The organism is Halobacillus sp. Marseille-Q1614, assembly GCF_902809865.1.
Lineage (GTDB): Bacteria > Bacillota > Bacilli > Bacillales > Halobacillaceae > Halobacillus_A.
In genome coordinates this window covers 517,874-534,125 of the sequence record NZ_CADDWH010000001.1, presented here as the reverse complement: position 1 = coordinate 534,125, position 16,252 = coordinate 517,874, and the positions used below count along the sequence as shown (strand labels likewise).

Annotated in this window: 17 protein-coding genes and 1 pseudogene; 1 reads left to right on the top strand and 17 read right to left on the bottom strand. The window is 43.6% G+C overall.

Features of this window, described 5'->3' with window-relative positions:
* Nucleotides 1-109 precede the first annotated feature (109 nt).
* Nucleotides 110-697, top strand: a complete 588-nt coding sequence (clpP, locus tag HUS26_RS02545) for an ATP-dependent Clp endopeptidase proteolytic subunit ClpP (protein ID WP_173915668.1) — start codon at nucleotides 110-112, stop codon at nucleotides 695-697.
* A 112-nt stretch (nucleotides 698-809) separates the two neighbouring features.
* Here the strand turns inward: clpP and HUS26_RS02540 are convergent, their stop codons facing one another.
* The 17 genes and pseudogenes from HUS26_RS02540 to HUS26_RS02460 all read right to left on the bottom strand — a co-directional run bounded on the left by HUS26_RS02540 (nucleotide 810) and on the right by HUS26_RS02460 (nucleotide 16,176).
* Nucleotides 810-1,064 carry an HPr family phosphocarrier protein gene (locus HUS26_RS02540; protein WP_173915667.1) on the bottom strand — a complete coding sequence of 85 codons (255 nt, stop codon included), beginning with the start codon at nucleotides 1,062-1,064 and terminating at the stop codon, nucleotides 810-812.
* A gap of 132 nt (nucleotides 1,065-1,196) precedes the next feature.
* Nucleotides 1,197-2,153: a DNA-binding protein WhiA gene (gene whiA / locus HUS26_RS02535; protein ID WP_173918717.1), complete on the bottom strand. Its 957-nt coding sequence runs from the start codon at nucleotides 2,151-2,153 to the stop codon at nucleotides 1,197-1,199.
* An 18-nt stretch (nucleotides 2,154-2,171) separates the two neighbouring features.
* Nucleotides 2,172-3,125: a YvcK family protein gene (gene yvcK, locus HUS26_RS02530; RefSeq protein ID WP_173915666.1), complete on the bottom strand. Its 954-nt coding sequence runs from the start codon at nucleotides 3,123-3,125 to the stop codon at nucleotides 2,172-2,174.
* 3 nt (nucleotides 3,126-3,128) lie between these two features.
* Nucleotides 3,129-4,013 carry an RNase adapter RapZ gene (gene rapZ / locus HUS26_RS02525; protein ID WP_173915665.1) on the bottom strand — a complete coding sequence of 295 codons (885 nt, stop codon included), beginning with the start codon at nucleotides 4,011-4,013 and terminating at the stop codon, nucleotides 3,129-3,131.
* A 20-nt stretch (nucleotides 4,014-4,033) separates the two neighbouring features.
* Nucleotides 4,034-4,507, bottom strand: coding sequence for an 8-oxo-dGTP diphosphatase (locus HUS26_RS02520; RefSeq protein ID WP_173915664.1), 474 nt, complete (start codon nucleotides 4,505-4,507; stop codon nucleotides 4,034-4,036).
* A 420-nt stretch (nucleotides 4,508-4,927) separates the two neighbouring features.
* Nucleotides 4,928-5,878 (bottom strand): thioredoxin-disulfide reductase, encoded by a 951-nt coding sequence (gene trxB, locus HUS26_RS02515; RefSeq protein WP_173915663.1) that lies wholly within the window; start codon nucleotides 5,876-5,878, stop codon nucleotides 4,928-4,930.
* Between the two features lie 80 nt (nucleotides 5,879-5,958).
* Complete coding sequence (locus tag HUS26_RS02510) at nucleotides 5,959-6,975, bottom strand: lipopolysaccharide assembly protein LapB (RefSeq protein ID WP_173915662.1); 1,017 nt, start codon at nucleotides 6,973-6,975, stop codon at nucleotides 5,959-5,961.
* A gap of 96 nt (nucleotides 6,976-7,071) precedes the next feature.
* Complete coding sequence (hisIE, locus tag HUS26_RS02505; RefSeq protein ID WP_173915661.1) at nucleotides 7,072-7,692, bottom strand: bifunctional phosphoribosyl-AMP cyclohydrolase/phosphoribosyl-ATP diphosphatase HisIE; 621 nt, start codon at nucleotides 7,690-7,692, stop codon at nucleotides 7,072-7,074.
* A complete protein-coding gene (gene hisF, locus HUS26_RS02500) occupies nucleotides 7,689-8,447 on the bottom strand; it encodes an imidazole glycerol phosphate synthase subunit HisF (protein ID WP_173915660.1) in 759 nt (252 codons plus the stop codon). Before hisF ends, hisIE begins: the two co-directional genes overlap by 4 nt.
* Complete coding sequence (gene hisA / locus HUS26_RS02495) at nucleotides 8,448-9,179, bottom strand: 1-(5-phosphoribosyl)-5-[(5-phosphoribosylamino)methylideneamino]imidazole-4-carboxamide isomerase (RefSeq protein ID WP_173915659.1); 732 nt, start codon at nucleotides 9,177-9,179, stop codon at nucleotides 8,448-8,450. It lies immediately after the preceding gene.
* An 11-nt stretch (nucleotides 9,180-9,190) separates the two neighbouring features.
* A complete protein-coding gene (gene hisH, locus HUS26_RS02490) occupies nucleotides 9,191-9,820 on the bottom strand; it encodes an imidazole glycerol phosphate synthase subunit HisH (protein WP_173915658.1) in 630 nt (209 codons plus the stop codon).
* Entirely contained in the window at nucleotides 9,820-10,410 is a 591-nt protein-coding gene (gene hisB / locus HUS26_RS02485) for an imidazoleglycerol-phosphate dehydratase HisB (protein ID WP_173915657.1), read from the bottom strand. The genes hisH and hisB overlap by 1 nt, the downstream gene beginning before the upstream one ends.
* Nucleotides 10,407-11,681, bottom strand: coding sequence for a histidinol dehydrogenase (gene hisD, locus HUS26_RS02480; RefSeq protein WP_173915656.1), 1,275 nt, complete (start codon nucleotides 11,679-11,681; stop codon nucleotides 10,407-10,409). Before hisD ends, hisB begins: the two co-directional genes overlap by 4 nt.
* The gene (hisG, locus tag HUS26_RS02475) at nucleotides 11,678-12,316 is read right to left on the bottom strand and encodes an ATP phosphoribosyltransferase (protein WP_173915655.1); all 639 of its coding nucleotides are present in this window, start codon (nucleotides 12,314-12,316) and stop codon (nucleotides 11,678-11,680) included. The genes hisD and hisG overlap by 4 nt, the downstream gene beginning before the upstream one ends.
* The gene (locus tag HUS26_RS02470) at nucleotides 12,309-13,493 is read right to left on the bottom strand and encodes an ATP phosphoribosyltransferase regulatory subunit (protein ID WP_173915654.1); all 1,185 of its coding nucleotides are present in this window, start codon (nucleotides 13,491-13,493) and stop codon (nucleotides 12,309-12,311) included. Before HUS26_RS02470 ends, hisG begins: the two co-directional genes overlap by 8 nt.
* 187 nt (nucleotides 13,494-13,680) lie before the next feature.
* Nucleotides 13,681-15,294: pseudogene (locus tag HUS26_RS02465) on the bottom strand (acyl-CoA dehydrogenase family protein).
* Between the two features lie 69 nt (nucleotides 15,295-15,363).
* Nucleotides 15,364-16,176: a hypothetical protein gene (locus HUS26_RS02460; RefSeq protein WP_173915653.1), complete on the bottom strand. Its 813-nt coding sequence runs from the start codon at nucleotides 16,174-16,176 to the stop codon at nucleotides 15,364-15,366.
* Nucleotides 16,177-16,252 lie beyond the last annotated feature (76 nt).

The window sequence follows — 16,252 nt, the reverse complement described above, 5'->3', positions numbered from 1 at the left end:
AGATGGTAGAAGGAAATAGTCGAACGTTTTTGTTTGACCTTTTCTGACCATAATTGTATGATAAAAATACATTCCAACATAAAGGCAATGAAAAAAGGAGGAATCACTAATGAACTTAGTGCCAACAGTTATTGAACAAACGAACAGAGGAGAGCGGGCTTACGATATTTACTCCCGCCTGTTAAAAGACCGTATCATTATGTTAGGCAGCCCGATTGACGATAACATTTCAAACTCCGTCGTAGCTCAGCTTTTATTCCTTGCAGCAGACGATCCGGATAAGGATATCTCCCTATACATCAACTCTCCAGGTGGATCCATCACAGCTGGAATGGCTATTTATGATACTATGCAGTTTATTAAACCAGATGTTTCTACAATTTGTACTGGTATGGCCGCTTCTATGGGTGCTTTCCTATTAAACGCGGGTACAAAGGGAAAACGTTATGCTCTCCCTAACAGTGAAGTCATGATTCACCAGCCGCTGGGCGGCACTCAGGGACAGGCAGCGGATATCGAAATCCACGCCCGCCGCATTATTAAAATGCGCGAGAAGCTGAACCAGATCCTATCTGAAAGAACAGGACAGCCAATTGAAGTAATCGAGCGCGATACCGACCGTGATAACTTCATGTCAGCTCATGAGGCAGTGGAATACGGTTTAATCGACAAAGTAATGGAAAAAACAAACGAATAATAAACAATAACCCGCTGGAGATTCCAGCGGGTTTTTCATTGGCTAACCGTTCTCATATGTACCGTATGAGAACGTTCCCTTATTGTTTCTGCTCATAGATTCACATAAACCTCTATGGCTTCTTGACAAATTTAGTTAACTCATCAATCGCTGTCTGTTCATCATTACCATCAGCGATTAAGGTAACTTCTTCGCCGTGTCCAATTGCTAAGCTCATTAAGCCCATAATGCTCTTGGCATTGATTCTCTTGTTGTCTTTTTCGATAAAGACATCTGCATTAAACCGATTGGCAAGCTGGACGAATTGAGCTGCCGGCCTGGCTTGCAGCCCGGTGTTTAAGTCAATCGTCAGTAATTGTTCTTTCATCTATTCTACTCCTTTCATTACGGTTCCACAATATTAAAGTAAGCGCATTCATAGCCTTTAAATAAAGAACGCCTCTCTAAATGAGAGCGTTCTTTATAAGAATCATTATAGCACGAATCTCAGCTTGTGGCATTATTTTTGACTACTTTCTTCAATTTCTCCCCGCCGGACTTTATCCGCAAATTCATCGATTTTTCTTAATCTGTGGTTAATGCCGGATTTGCTAATCGGTGCTCCCGTTACGAGCTCTCCTAGTTCTTTTAAAGAAACTTCCTGATTTTCATAGCGCAGCATAGCAATCTCGCGAAGTTTTTCAGGAAGTGCATCTAATCCAACCGTTTTCTTAATAAACTTAATGTTCTCTACCTGACGAAAAGCAGCACCGATCGTTTTATTAAGGTTTGCTGTCTCACAATTAACCAGACGGTTTACGGAGTTTCTCATATCCCGTACTATCCGCACATCTTCGAATTTAAACAGTGCCTGGTGAGCTCCGATATTACTAATCAGCTCTGTTATCTTATCGGCTTCTTTTAAATAGGTAATGTAGCCTTTTTTACGATCGAGCGTACGCGCATGCAGACCAAAGCTGTTCATCAGTTTACAAAGTGCTTCATTATGCTCTTGGTCCGATGAGTAGATCTCCAAGTGATAGGAGGACGTTTCCGGGTTATTAACAGAACCTCCTGCTAAAAAAGCTCCACGCAGATATGCGCGTTTACAGCAGGTCGTTTTCAAATATTTTTCTGGAATGTTGGGGTTAATTGACAATGGCCCCTTTAGTATTTCTAAGTCTTCCAGCACTTTCTTAGCGTTATCCTTCATTCGAACGATATATACATTATTTTTCTTAAGACGCATCTTTTTTCGAACAAGAAGTTCTACCGGATATGGATATAGTCTCTTCATAAGCGTATAGATTCTTCTTGCGATAGCTGCATTCTCTGTCTGAACATCTAATAAATATGATTGATTAGACAAAGAGAACGTTCCATTCATTCGAACTAGTGCTGCGAGTTCAGATTCTTTACAGCAATCTTCTGCGTCAACGTTCGTCAGTTCTTTTTTTATTTCTGAAGCAAATGACATCACCGTCCACCCCCTTAACTAAAGCATTGAGTATAGTAAATGAGCCAGCTTGTTCGTATCGTGTCTAATCGTTGACTTTCTGTTATCCAATATATCTTCTTCTACTATCTCAAGTCCCATTTTCTTAATACGGTCGATATCATAAACAACAGGCTCTGCATTTTCTTCTGCATAGATCTTCTTAACTTGTGGTGCTATTGGTTTATTATGCACAATTATCGAATGAATACTTCCCTTACCGACGTGGTCATGAAGCGCCTGAACATGATCGGCTGCTGTATAGCCTGAAGTCTCCCCATATTGAGTCATCACATTACAGACATATGTTACTTTAGCCTTCGTCTGCTGAAGGGCTTCACGAATTTCGGGAACGATGATGTTCGGCATAATACTGGTATATAAGCTTCCTGGTGCAATGACGATCAAATCAGCTTCTTTAATAGCATTCATGGCTTCCGGCAATGGCTGTACAGGCGTAGGACTGACAAATACTCGTTTGATCCTTTTGTTTTGCTTAGGAATATTAGATTCACCAGAAACTATCGACCCATCTTCCATTTCTGCATGGAGATTCATGGAATGATTGGCCGTTGGATAGATATTTCCTCGGACATTCAGCACCCTGGAAATTTCTTTGATTCCTCTGTAAAAGTCGCCTGTCATTGAGGTCATAGCCGCCAGCAGGAGATTTCCCATCGAATGTCCGGAAAGGCCATTCCCGTTTGTGAAGCGGTGCTGGAATAAATCGAGCAGCATTGGTTCTGCATCTGAAAGCGCGGCTAACACATTTCGAATATCACCGGGTGCCGGAATTTCAAGCTCAGTACGAAGTCTTCCTGAGCTCCCTCCATCGTCGGCTACTGTAACGATAGCCGACAGCTCGATAGGAAAATATTTTAAACCTCTTAACAAAACAGGCATACCTGTTCCTCCGCCGATAACGACCACACGAGGTTTTGTCGAACGATTCATGAATTACAGTCCCTTTCTTTTGTCAATGTCTCGGTGAGTTACATGGGTAGTAAAATCCGTAGAGAAATAGCCGGCAAGATGTTCAGCTATTGCTACTGATCTATGCTGTCCTCCTGTACACCCGATAGCTACGACGAGCTGACTTTTTCCTTCTCTTCGATATTGAGGAAGGATAAACTGCAGCAGGTCTTTCAGCTTTTCTAAAAACTTCTGCGTATCGGACCATTTAAACACGTACGAAGCTACTTCTGCATTCAAACCGGTTAAAGGCCGCATTTGTTCTACATAATGAGGGTTTGGCAGAAAACGTACATCAAACACTAAATCAGCATCTATTGGAACTCCGTACTTAAAGCCAAACGATACCATCTGCACGGAAAAAACGTGCTGTTCTTTCTCTTTGAACTGACCGATGATACGGTCTCTAAGCTCGCGGGGCTTAAGTGTCGTTGTATGGATAATTGTCTGGGCACGACCTCTTAATTCATCCAGCAGTTTGCGTTCCTGGCGAATTCCTTCCAAAGGAAGCCCCTCTTGCGCAAGAGGGTGGGATCTTCTCGTTTCTTTATATCTTGATACTAGTGACTGATCCTCCGCATCTAGGAAGAGAATATGAGCCTGAAGCCAATCTTCTTTCCCCACTTGATCAAGCGCTTCAAATAAAGCATCAAAAAATTCGCGGCCCCGTAAATCCATTACGAGCGCGACATTAGAAATATTGTTTGCCGAATCCTTCATTAGCTCTAAAAACTTCGGCAGTAAAGCCGGCGGTAAATTATCTACACAAAAATACCCAAGGTCTTCAAAACTTTGTATCGCTACTGTTTTTCCTGCACCAGACATTCCAGTTATGATTACTAGTTGTGTTTGTTGATCTTTTTCTGCCATTTGCCTATTCGCTCCCTCATTTACTTCGGTCGAGATGGATCCATATCTTGATCAATCAGCCTGAAATCTGTGGTATATACAAAAGTTCCGTATAACTGATCTTCACTATTAAGGATATGCTTAAATATGTGACGGTCGCCCTCAGCCATCGGCTTCTCCAGAACCTTATCTACATCCACCCATTCAAGTTCACCCTCTTCACTAAATTCAAGCAATTCCCCTTCATACTTAGTGGCCTGGAAGGTAAACATCATCCATTCCTGAGCGGTCTTCTGGTTTTCTTCTTCTTTCATAATAAAAGTAAAAGAACCTTTAAGTTCAGGTTCCTGAATGTGCAAGCCCGTTTCTTCGCGGAATTCACGAATGACCGAATCTTTAATATTCTCTCCCGCTTCCATCTTTCCGCCTGGCACTACATACCATCCTCTTCTGGGCTTTTTCAGCATTAAAATCTGATTGTTAACTCTTAATATACAATTTGCTACACGCTGCATCTTTTCTCACCTCATTTGTCTATCCCGAGGACATCTTTGTCTATTATACAATGAATACGTAAATGGCTACAATGTTATGACCAATATAATTTATGCACAAAAAAAGTGCACAGGTGAAGTCCACCTGTGCCGAATTAGAGATCTATCTATTAAAAGGGGGTCAATTAATCATAATAAGTGTAACCCAAAAATGTGTCGTACGTGTTACAAAAGAGTTAAGATGGGGTTACTTTTTTAGTTGGCTCTGTTGAAAGTTAATATTCATGGAAAAAGGGGAACCTGCTCACTTTCCGCGGTCGAACGGTCAAGTCTCCTCTCTCATGGCCTCTCTGCGGGGTCGCATACCGCCCTTTTTTAAGCAGGAGTCTCGCAGAACCCCTTACTTTTTCTAGATTATTAACAAGCTGTTCAACAGGCCTTTTAATTAATTACCTTTAACTCTTCCAACAGGTTCTCAATATAATGCTGTGAAGACTGAGCGGCGATGCTTCCGTCCCCAGTTGCCGTTACGATTTGACGAAGTTCCTTTTCACGAATATCTCCGGCCGCGAAGATGCCAGGTACTTTCGTCTCCATACGTTCATCTGTTTCAATATAACCTTGGTCATTTGTAATACCAAGAGTTTTAAACGGTCCGCTGAGAGGATTCATTCCAATATAAATAAACGTCCCGTCTGTTTTAAATTCGTATTCTTCACCTGATTTATTGTTGTGAAGAGTTACACTTCCTACTTTTCCGTTCTCCTCGTTAATGGACTTTACTTCTGTGTTCCAGATAAAGTCAATCTTTTTATTATCGAAGGCACGGTCCTGAAGGATCTTCTGGGCACGCAGCTCATCCCGGCGGTGAACGATGGTCACCTTGCTGGCGAAGCGTGTTAGATACACTCCTTCTTCTACGGCAGAGTCGCCGCCTCCCACAACTACGAGCTCTTTATCGCGGAAGAATGCTCCATCACATACGGCACAATATGAAACTCCGCGTCCGCCAAGTTCCTTCTCGCCGGGTACTCCCAATTCTTTATATTGGGCACCAGTTGTGATGATCACACTTCTTGCCTTGTATTCTTTTGTACCGGCAATTACCGTTTTATATTCTTTACCATCTTTAATTTCTTTAATGTCTCCATACGCATATTCGGCACCGAATTTCTTTGCGTGTTCGAACATTTTATTTGAAAGGTCAGGCCCCAGAATACTTTCAAAGCCTGGATAGTTTTCTACGTCCTCTGTATTCGCCATCTGCCCTCCTGGAATCCCCCGTTCAATCATAAGAGTATCCAGGTTTGCGCGGGACGTATACACGGCAGCTGTCATACCAGCTGGACCTGCACCTGCAATAATGACATCATAAATACGATCCTCTGTCATTTGGTCATCACTCCTTATTTCCTCTTGCTGTTACCTGTAATTATCATAATAAATCGTTGAAAAGACGTCCATCAATGTGCTTATTGATAATTCCACGGTCCGCCTTCTTTGCTGAGGCGGGGGAATCTTTTACAGCCTTTTTCCCAAAGCTTAAGGGCACGGGACGGCTTTCCTGTCTGGTACGAAGCAATGCTGTACCACTTATAATAACCACGTCTTCCTACTACTAATTTATTCTTTAACCGGCGAAAACGATCAACCGCTTCATGATAATATCCACCTCTTGCAAGAATTACAGCGATGGCAAGCTTCTGCTGCTCATGGATCGGGTAGATATTACGAAGCAGCTCGATATGATTCTCAGCCTGCTCCTTATCTCCCTGCAGCATAAAGAAGGTGGCTAAATTTACGTGGCTTTGAATATTTTCCGGGTCTTTTTTCAGCCACTGTTTTTCCATCTGAATCGCTTCTTCTTCTTCACCAATCTTAAACAGAGCATGAGCGTATTTATGCTTTGCAAGCGTATAATCCGGGAACAGCTGCATCATTTCATGTAAAACCGGCAGGGCTTCTTCCCATTCTTCATTCTCTAAATGGTAAAAGGCCGTCTCCTGATAGATGATCAATTCATCTTCATCGTCCAATGTAAAATCATCATCTAATTCATCTTCTTCTAAAGAGTTCAGCATTTGAAGAAGCTGGGCAGCAGCCTCTTCAAAATCACCTTCCGACGGTTTATTCATATATTTTTCCGCATACTTTTTGGCATCATTTAATAAGCCAAGATGTGCATAATTATTGGCCATTAAATAATAGGCATCGACATAGTCGTCACCATATTTCTTCACCACTTCCGTCAGCACCTGGTTGGCTGCATGATAAGAGCCAACTTCCGTATAAACAACAGAAAGCTGGCAAGGATAAAGTGGTTCATCTGGAGATAATTCTATGGCTTTTTTCAGCCATTTCTCTGCCGCATCAAAGCGTCTTTTCTTAAACGCCTGGATTCCATAAGAGAAGTAAAAATTCCCTGTCGGTAAGAAAGGAATTATATTGGACGGCTTATTATGGATGGTTGGTTTCAGTGATGTCGTCATGACTGTCCCCCTACTTCGTGTCCGTACTCACTAATTATGCAGTATAACATAGAATAGCGTTTTGAAATAGGAGATTTTACTAATTCACCTGTAAATCTATTGATGGCGATCTTCCAATACAGATAGGACGTCGTCTAAACTTACACCGCGATCAGTTAATAACAGTAGTAAGTGGAACAGCAAGTCGGCAGACTCCATGGCTAATTCTTCTTTATCATCATTTTTGGCTGCTATGATTACTTCTCCTGCTTCTTCCCCGATCTTCTTAGCAATGCGGTCAACACCCTCCTGAAAAAGCTGGGAAGTGTACGAACCCTCCGGAAGCGTAGATTTACGTTCAGCGAGCACCTGTTTCAACTGATCTAAAATAGCATATGGCGCTTCTTTTTGATTCGTACCTTCGAGCAGTGATTCACTAAAGCAGCTGTAATCTCCTTTATGACACGCAGGCCCTGATGGCACTGCCTGGATGAGCAGGGCATCCTGGTCACAGTCATAGGAAATACTTTCTACTTTCTGCGTGTTGCCTGAAGTTTCTCCTTTATGCCAAAGCTCCTGGCGGGAGCGGCTGTAAAAAACCGTTTCTTTTTTCTCAAGTGTCATCTTTAATGATTCTTTATTCATATAAGCAAGAGTTAATACTGATTTAGAGCGCGCATCCTGTACGATTGCCGGCACTAACCCTTTTTCATCAAACTTAATTTCTTCGATGTTCATCGTACAACGACTCCTTTTTTCTCTAAATAATTTTTGACGCTTTGGATAGATGTTTCTTTATAGTGAAAGATTGAAGCCGCAAGCGCAGCATCAGCATTTACCTGTTCAAACACTTCGTAAAAGTGTTCCGCAGAACCAGCGCCTCCTGAGGCAATTACAGGAACAGTGACGACATCCTGCACAGCCTGAAGCAGAGGAAGATCAAAACCGGTCTTTTCACCATCCTGGTTCATCGACGTTAATAAAATCTCACCGGCACCAAGGCGGACCGCTTCCTGTGCCCAGTCTGTTACCAGCCATTCTGTTGGTGTGCGTCCTCCGTGAGTATACACTCTCCAAGTTCCGGCTTCTTCATCATACCTTGCATCAATCGCTACCACGATACATTGGGCTCCGAAGTAATCGGCCCCTTCCCTAATTAACTCTGGGCGTTTGACGGCCGCTGAATTCAGCGAAACTTTATCGGCACCGTTTCTTAATGTTTCCTTCATATCTTCAAGTGTACGGATGCCGCCCCCGACCGTAAATGGGATCGCCAGTTCAGAAGCGACCGCGCGAACGACCTCAATCATCGTTTTCTTTCCTTCATGGGTCGCTGAAATATCAAGAAAGACGAGTTCATCTGCTCCCTGCTCGTCATAAACTTTCGCCAGCTCAACCGGATCGCCGGCATCACGGATATCTACAAACTGAATGCCCTTTACTACTCGTCCTTCCTTCACATCAAGACAGGGAATTATTCGTTTAGAAAGCATTTAGCGAACCTCCTCTTTCAGTGCTTCAGAAAGAGAGAACTTGTTGGTGTATAAAGCTTTTCCAACAATTGAGCCGATCACAGACTGTTCCTGGTATTTCTTTAATTCCTGCAGGTCTTCCAAGCCTTTGATCCCTCCTGAGGCGATGACATCTACTCCGGTTTGTTCTCCCAGGCGCACGATTTCTTTCGTGTTCGGGCCTTGGAGCATCCCGTCTTTAGCAATGTCAGTATAAACAAACGTCTGCGCACCAGCTTCAGCCAGCTCTTTTCCAAGATCAACCGCCTGGACTTCTGATTTCTCAAGCCATCCTTCCGTAGCTACATAACCGTCGCGGGCATCAAGTCCAATGACGATCTGCCCGCCGTATTTTTCCAACAAAAGTTTGGTAAGAGGAAGGTCCCTGACAGCAAGCGATCCGATAATCACCCGGTCCACTCCCCGGCTTAAGTAATATTCAACATCGACTTCAGAGCGGAGACCGCCGCCAATTTGTACTTTCACATCTAATTCACGGGCAACTTTTACTACGTGTTCCGCGTTTTGCTTCGAGCCTTCTTTTGCTCCATCTAAATCAACCATATGAATCCAGGAAGCCCCGGCTTCTGCAAACCCTTTAGCTACTTCAAAAGGATTGTCCCCATACACGGTTTGCTTATTAAAATCTCCCTGTTCCAATCGTACACACTGTCCATTACGCATATCTATTGCAGGAAAAATCGTAAAAGTCATTTACAAGCTCCTCACTGTTTGACCATTCGTTTACAAAAATTCTCTAATAATTGAACGCCAGCCCGCCCGCTTTTTTCCGGGTGAAACTGACTGGCTACCAAGTTATCTCTGCCTACGATCGCAGGCACTTTTCCATGATAGTCGGCGCTCGCATATAAAATGTCCTCATCTTCAGTTGAAACGACATAAGAGTGGACAAAGTAGACATACTCTTCTCCTACATTCTCAAGAAGTGACTGATCCGGCTGATGAAGCTGCAGTTTGTTCCATCCCATGTGGGGAACTTTATAGCTTTCTTCCGCTTCATCTTTTCCAGGAAATCGGACGATACGCCCTGGAAATAAACCAAGTCCTTTCGTCAGACCGCCTTCTTCACTTTCTTCAAAGAGAAGCTGCATTCCTAAACAGATGCCATATAAAGGGACACCCTGATCTACTTTTTCTTTTATAAAATCTATAAATCCATGTTCTTTAAGAGCTTTCATCGCGTCTGGAAAAGCTCCGACACCCGGCAGGATATAGCCTTCGCAATCCTGCAGCTGATCCGGTCGTTCGCCAATCACATAGGGAATATCCATTCTTTCCAAAGCTTTGGATACGCTAAAAAGATTTCCCATTCCATAATCTATAATTCCAATCATTATAAGCTTCCTTTCGTGCTTGGTACCCCTTTAATTCTCGGATCTACCATTGTTGCTTCATCCAGGGCGCGCGCTAATGCTTTAAACATCGCTTCAATAATGTGGTGGGTGTTGTGGCCGTGGTGAAGCACGATATGTAAATTCATCCGTGCCTCCGCTGCCAGCTTCCAAAAAAATTCATGCACATTTTCCGTATCAAAGGTTCCTACACGGTCTTTTGGCAAATCGGCATGCCATTCAAGGTGCGGACGATCACTTAAATCCACAGCTACCGTCACGAGGGTCTCATCCATGGGAAGCGTCATCGAACCGTATCTTTTAATGCCGTATTTATCACCAAGAGCTTCGCGTAAAGCCTGTCCTAAAACAATTCCTAAGTCTTCTGTTAAGTGGTGATCATCGACTTCTACATCCCCGCGGCCAACGACTTTCAAATTGAACAGACCGTGCTTAGTGAAAAGCTCCAGCATATGGGACATGAAAGGAACTTGTACTTCAAGCTCTGACTTTCCTTCTCCATCTATAGTAAATTCAAGGTTGATATCTGTTTCTCTTGTTTTACGGCTCACGGCCGCGTGACGGTCACTCATTTCCAGCGCTCCTTCCGTGATTCTACAGCTCTTGCATGCCCTTCTAATCCTTCTAATCGGGCGAATTGGGCAATTTTATCAACGTTCTCGTTTAAGGCCTGACGGCTATAAGAAATGATGCTCGATTTTTTAAGGAAATCATCAACACTAAGCGGGCTTGAGAACCTTGCTGTTCCGCTCGTTGGCAGCACGTGGTTTGGACCGGCAAAGTAATCGCCTACCGGCTCACTGCTGTAAGGACCGAGAAAAATCGCTCCCGCATGCTTAATTTTTGCCATATCCTCAAACGGTTCTTCTGTCATAATTTCTAAGTGCTCAGCAGCTATTTCATTAACAGCTGCAATTGCTTCTTCCTTGGAATTACAAAGGATAATCGCTCCATAATCCTTAATACTTGCTGAAGCAATTTCTGTCCTCGGAAGGGTTTCAAGCTGCTTCAGAACTTCCTCTGACACTCCTTGAGCCAGCTGCTCGCTTGTTGTCACCAACACACTTGATGAACGGGCATCATGCTCAGCTTGTGATAAAAGGTCTGCAGCTATTTCGTTCGCTTTTGCAGACTCGTCAGCTAAAACCGCAATCTCACTCGGTCCTGCGATCATATCAATATCGACATCCCCGAATACTTCCCGTTTTGCCAAAGCAACAAATACATTGCCCGGTCCGGTAATTTTATCAACAGGAGAAAGGGTCTCTGTACCATAAGCTAAAGCTGCAATCGCCTGCGCTCCACCGACTTTATAGATTTCTTCTACACCAAGAATTTTTGCAGCGGCGAGTGTCCCATTAGAAATTTTTCCGTCCTCTCCGGGCGGTGTTACAACGACGATCCTTTGAACACCGGCTACCTGAGCAGGAATAACGTTCATAAATAAGGAAGAAGGATAAGCCGCTGTTCCTCCCGGCACGTATACACCGGCGGCATCAATAGGTGTAATTCGCTGCCCAAGGATCGTTCCGTTCGCAGCCGTATCAAACCAGGAGCTGGTCTGCTGCTTCTCATGAAAAGACCGAATGTTAGCGGCTGCCTCCTCCATGGTTTTCACATATTCCTTGTCAATGGAATTATAAGCTTCTTCTATTTCTTTTGAGCCGACCCGCCAATCGTCTACTAAAACTCCATCAAATTGCTCAGTGAATGAGCGGACCGCCTGATCGCCCGCTTCTTTTACCTGACGAATAATTTGAATGACCGAGTTTCTCTGTTCCGCGGTTCCCTGATCCACACTTCTTTTTAAAGAGGTCAGGTCGTTCTTCTGGATGATTTTCAAGTCGCTTCCACCTCCACCACTTCACTTAATTTCTGAACCATTTCATCAATTTCACGGCTTTTCAATCTGTAGCTGACAGGGTTTACGATCAGCCTTGAAGTGATATCGGCGATCTTTTCATATTCAACCAGTCCGTTTTCTTTGAGCGTTCTCCCTGTCGATACAATATCGACAATCCGGTCTGTTAACCCAATAATCGGCGCCAGCTCAATCGATCCATTCAATGGAATAATTTCGATCTGTTCTCCCTGCTCCCTAAAATAATCAGAAGCAATCTTTGGATATTTCGTCGCGATTTTAGGAGCTATTTTGCTAAGCGGCTGCTCCGGCAGACCGGCCACAGCTACGTAGCAGGGGCTGATTTTCAAATCCAGAACTTCGTAAACATCACGATCCTGTTCTAACAGAACGTCTTTACCTGCAATGCCGATATCGGCTGTTCCGTATTCCACGTATGTCACTACATCCATCGGCTTTGCCATCATGATCTGGATGTTCTGTTCTGGAAATTCAAGGATGAGCTTTCTTGAATCTTCATCATTTGGCGTCAGGTGGTAGCCCGCCTGCTTCATTAATGCAGCGGCTTCTTTATAAATCCTGCCTTTAGGCATCGCGATCGTTAAAGGTTTATTCATTCGCTTCTCCCCCTTTGCCGGTTAAATCGATACACTCGCGCAGCTGGCTGCTGAACTGTTTGTAATCCGGGATCTGATCAATATGCTGAAGGAGCACCTGATAGCCCTTCTGACGCAGATCAGCCGCTTTTTGCACACCTTGCCCATGACTGTCGTGATCTACAATCACTCCAATTCTTTCGTCATTATCTCTCCGTCCATTTAAAGCCTCAATAAACCGTTCTAAATGGATGGCAAACCCAGTGGCTGAAGCGTTTAGCTGAAAGGATGGCAGCAGTTTGTCATAGCGTCCTCCATTACAGAGCAATGAGCCTAAGTGAGGGGCATAGCCTTCAAACAAGATACCGGTATAGTAATTCATGTGGCTGATCAGATTTAAATCAAAGCTTACATATTTTTCGACTCCGTAATTTTTCAGTAAAGCGTACAGCTGTTTCAACTCATTGACAGCCTGCATGCATACCTGATTTCTAGCCAGCGACTTACTTGAGGCGAAGACTTCTTCTCCTCCTCTGAGGTCAAGCAGTGAAAGTAAAGCCTGCTTCTTCTCTCCCGCAAGTATAGCCGCTTTTACAGATTCCCGATACCCTACGTAATTTTTTCTATATAAATGTTCTAACAGAACGTCTTTCGTCTCTTCGTCATGTCCTAAAACATCATTGAAGAAGGCTTTAACGTAACCGATGTGGCCGATCGTTATAACAAAATCGTCCAATCCAGCCTGTCTTAAGGACTCGACTAATAAAGCAATAACTTCCGCATCTCCATAGGAAGAATGATCGCCAATTAATTCCGTTCCTACCTGTTCAAATTGAGCCGGCTTCCCGCCTTCGGTCTGCTGCGCCCGAAATACTGGTCCATCATAAGCCAGTCGAAGCGGAAGCTCCGTATCCTTCAGCTGCGAAGCAGCCACCCTGGCAATCGGTGCTGTCATATCAGGACGCAGTACGAGTGTATGCCCCTGCTGATCGAGCAATTTAAATAAACGCTGCTCTTTAGTCGCACTGACCTTCCCAATCGTTTCATGATACTCAAGAAATGGTGTATCCATAAAAGAATATCCATAAGAGAGAATCGCTGATTTCAAACGCTCCCGCGCTTTTGCTTTCTGATTATAAAAAAAAGGAAGTGTGTCGCGCATTCCAAGTGGTTTTTCAAACATTAGCCGCTTCGCCATTTAAGCATCCGTCCTTTCCGTACATCGAAATCCTTTAGTCTGCTAATATGCTAACACGATGAAGAATAAGCGTCAACGTTACAGTTTTCTTTTACTTCTTTTTACTATCATAACAAAATCCTGCCCATACCAAACGTTTAACGCGTTCCCTCCCCAATAAAAAAAGCCAGGGAGATTTTTTGTCTCCTCAGCTTTTTCCCTTAACCTTTAAAGATACTTGTAAAACTTCTTCTGCATATTGAAGAGTTAAAGGTTTCTCGAGTTCTTCCTCAGATTCTAAATACTGAAAAATAAAAACTTCGGCAGTTTTTTGCTTCCTTGTATTTTCATAAGCCCGTGTCAACGCGTATACACCTTCATATAGGTCACAAAGCATCTTGGCCATCGTCTTACAATGGAAAGTCTGCAGATCATAAGGAAGCTTGAGAACATGTCCTATCCATTTTTTAACGTTTCTTATGTTTTCCCTGACTGTATGAGTTAACCCCAGCATCCCTTCCACTTTTTCAATCCGTGCTTCTATATTTTTAAAGAACAGCTGATGCGCCTCATACTTTTGGAATAAGCGGAGTACTTCAAGCCCCAATATGTTGCTTGTTCCTTCCCAAACAGTAAGCACCTGTGCATCCCTTAGGAGTCTTGGGGTAACAAAATCTTCTATATACCCGTTGCCGCCATGCATTTCAATCGCATCACGCGCAAAAAGAATTGACTGCTCGGCTGTTTCTTTTTTCAACAAGGCGATCAGAAGCCGGCACAATATCTTTTCATCATGAGATGCTTTATCCGCTGCCACTTTGTCGTAAAGCTTAGCCATTTCAAAGACAGCACCCGTCTCGACTTCCTGCTTTACCCTCATTTTTACAAGTGTATCCTGAACCATTGGAAAATCAATCAGCCGCTGGCCAAATGGGTTTCTTTACAGTGCATACTCCTTGGCTTCAGTATAAGCTCTTCTCATGATACCTCTGAAGCAGCTGCATTGCAGATTCGCGAAAGGTTCAAGGCTTCGATCATATAGTAAAATCCGCGGGAAGCGTCTCCTATTAAATAGGCGTCGGCTCCTTTAACTTCCACTTCTGCTGAAGGAACGGCTCTTACTCCGAGTTTATCCTTTAACCGTCGGATGGATACTCCATTAAGGCTGCCATCATTTTTTCTCCAGGGCACAAGAAATAAACTTAACCCTTTGGTTCCCGGGGGCGAGCCTTCGATCCTAGCTAATACCATAGCCACTCCGCACATCCCTGCATTACTGGCAAAATATTTTTCTCCGTAAATACGAAAACGATCATCTTCTTGAACAGCTTTTACTTCGTTCGCCCCTACATTCGAGCCTGCCTGCCGTTCCGTTAAAAAGGTAGCCCCTTCATAAAGTTCGACATCTCCGGTAGCAAGCACATGAGGAAGGTATTGCTCTTTTAACTCCTCACTCGCATAGTGATTGATTAAATAATAATGTAACCGGGCAGTAAAACCCGGGTTCTGCCTGTGACAATAAGTACCCCTGGGCAAAGGAGTAGACATAATTCCCTTTTCTGCCCAGCTCAGGGATGGGTTTATGTACATAGCCGACAATCCCCTTCTCATAGGTTTCTTTCACTGTCTGACGATATCCCTCGTTGACCCATACCTCCGAAATTTCCTCGCCCATTTTATTATATTTTATGAGTTTCGGACGGCCTTCACGGTCCGTATGACCTGCCCGCCGGTCGATATCTCCTGCACACAGCTGACCAAAAGCATCCAGCTGCTCATCCGCCCAGTTAAAAAAGGTCCTTTCAAAGTGCTGACGCAGGATCTGCTACAGATCTTCATCTTCCCTGTAAAAGTTCACAGACCTCTCTCCTTTGCTTTTGTTGGCTAAAGGCTAAACATTAGTGTTTGTCTGCATTAAGAACAAGAAAGCAAGCAGCGAATAAGGAATATCTTTGCGAATCTTCCAATCAACTAAGTAGCCTGGCATTTTAGAAAAGCGGTCTGCTGCTTCTTTTGGAATCGCATCACGTTTTACAACTGCCCACACTTTGCCTTGATAATCTTTCACTTCAAAGTGGCCGATGTAAGCATCGCCTTCAGCTTGAAAGCGGCATTGTTCTCCTTCAATATAGCGGAAAATACTCTTTCCTGATATTCGCTCTTGAGAGGTATATGCTACCACGCCACGGTCCAGCTGATGAACATACCCGCGCCATTTAAAGCCGCCTTTTTTATCAATTGTATAGACATGAGCATCGCCTATAAACATGTTATAAGCCGCAGGCATCAGAGAGCCTCCCGAAAAGAAAGCAACAAAAGCTCGAAATACTTTTATGTCAAGAACCGTATGCTGCTTAATTTCACTGTAACTCTTTCCATCCATATCGTAAAAATTCGCGTGGAAAATTGAGGCAGGCCGGTGCCCAATATACATCCTCTGCGGAAAGACGGAAATCTTCTCATATGTAGTATCCGCTTTAAAATCTTCATAGTTCATAGCCGACATATAATCTTCCCAGCCACTTTTAAATATTGCGAGGCCCGCAAGACCAAAAGCGAGACTGTAAACAGCGCTGATCCATAACCCTGCCTGTCCTGTAAAAAACAGGCTGATAATAAAAAACGCCATGATCAGAATAAGTATGCTGCCTGTGATGATCTGCCTAATGCCGTCCTGCCGAATGAACTGCTGTACTGTAGTCATTTAATCCCCCCTTACTTCAAAATTATACTTTTATTTTTCAGATTATTAAAGGTTGATGTGGTTTGCGGGCAAATTC

Coding starts and splice junctions, on each gene's coding strand:
- clpP (WP_173915668.1), top strand. CDS start 110: ATGAACTTAGTGCCAACAGTTATTGAACAAACGAACAGAGGAGAGCGG.
- rapZ (WP_173915665.1), bottom strand. CDS start 4,013: ATGGCAGAAAAAGATCAACAAACACAACTAGTAATCATAACTGGAATG.
- HUS26_RS02540 (WP_173915667.1), bottom strand. CDS start 1,064: ATGAAAGAACAATTACTGACGATTGACTTAAACACCGGGCTGCAAGCC.
- HUS26_RS02520 (WP_173915664.1), bottom strand. CDS start 4,507: ATGCAGCGTGTAGCAAATTGTATATTAAGAGTTAACAATCAGATTTTA.
- hisH (WP_173915658.1), bottom strand. CDS start 9,820: ATGATTGGAATTATAGATTATGGAATGGGAAATCTTTTTAGCGTATCC.
- hisG (WP_173915655.1), bottom strand. CDS start 12,316: ATGAATAAACCTTTAACGATCGCGATGCCTAAAGGCAGGATTTATAAA.
- hisB (WP_173915657.1), bottom strand. CDS start 10,410: ATGAGTGACCGTCACGCGGCCGTGAGCCGTAAAACAAGAGAAACAGAT.
- HUS26_RS02470 (WP_173915654.1), bottom strand. CDS start 13,493: ATGGCGAAGCGGCTAATGTTTGAAAAACCACTTGGAATGCGCGACACA.
- HUS26_RS02510 (WP_173915662.1), bottom strand. CDS start 6,975: ATGACGACATCACTGAAACCAACCATCCATAATAAGCCGTCCAATATA.
- whiA (WP_173918717.1), bottom strand. CDS start 2,153: ATGTCATTTGCTTCAGAAATAAAAAAAGAACTGACGAACGTTGACGCA.
- hisA (WP_173915659.1), bottom strand. CDS start 9,179: ATGACTTTTACGATTTTTCCTGCAATAGATATGCGTAATGGACAGTGT.
- HUS26_RS02460 (WP_173915653.1), bottom strand. CDS start 16,176: ATGACTACAGTACAGCAGTTCATTCGGCAGGACGGCATTAGGCAGATC.
- hisIE (WP_173915661.1), bottom strand. CDS start 7,692: ATGAACATCGAAGAAATTAAGTTTGATGAAAAAGGGTTAGTGCCGGCA.
- yvcK (WP_173915666.1), bottom strand. CDS start 3,125: ATGAATCGTTCGACAAAACCTCGTGTGGTCGTTATCGGCGGAGGAACA.
- trxB (WP_173915663.1), bottom strand. CDS start 5,878: ATGACAGAGGATCGTATTTATGATGTCATTATTGCAGGTGCAGGTCCA.
- hisF (WP_173915660.1), bottom strand. CDS start 8,447: ATGCTTTCTAAACGAATAATTCCCTGTCTTGATGTGAAGGAAGGACGA.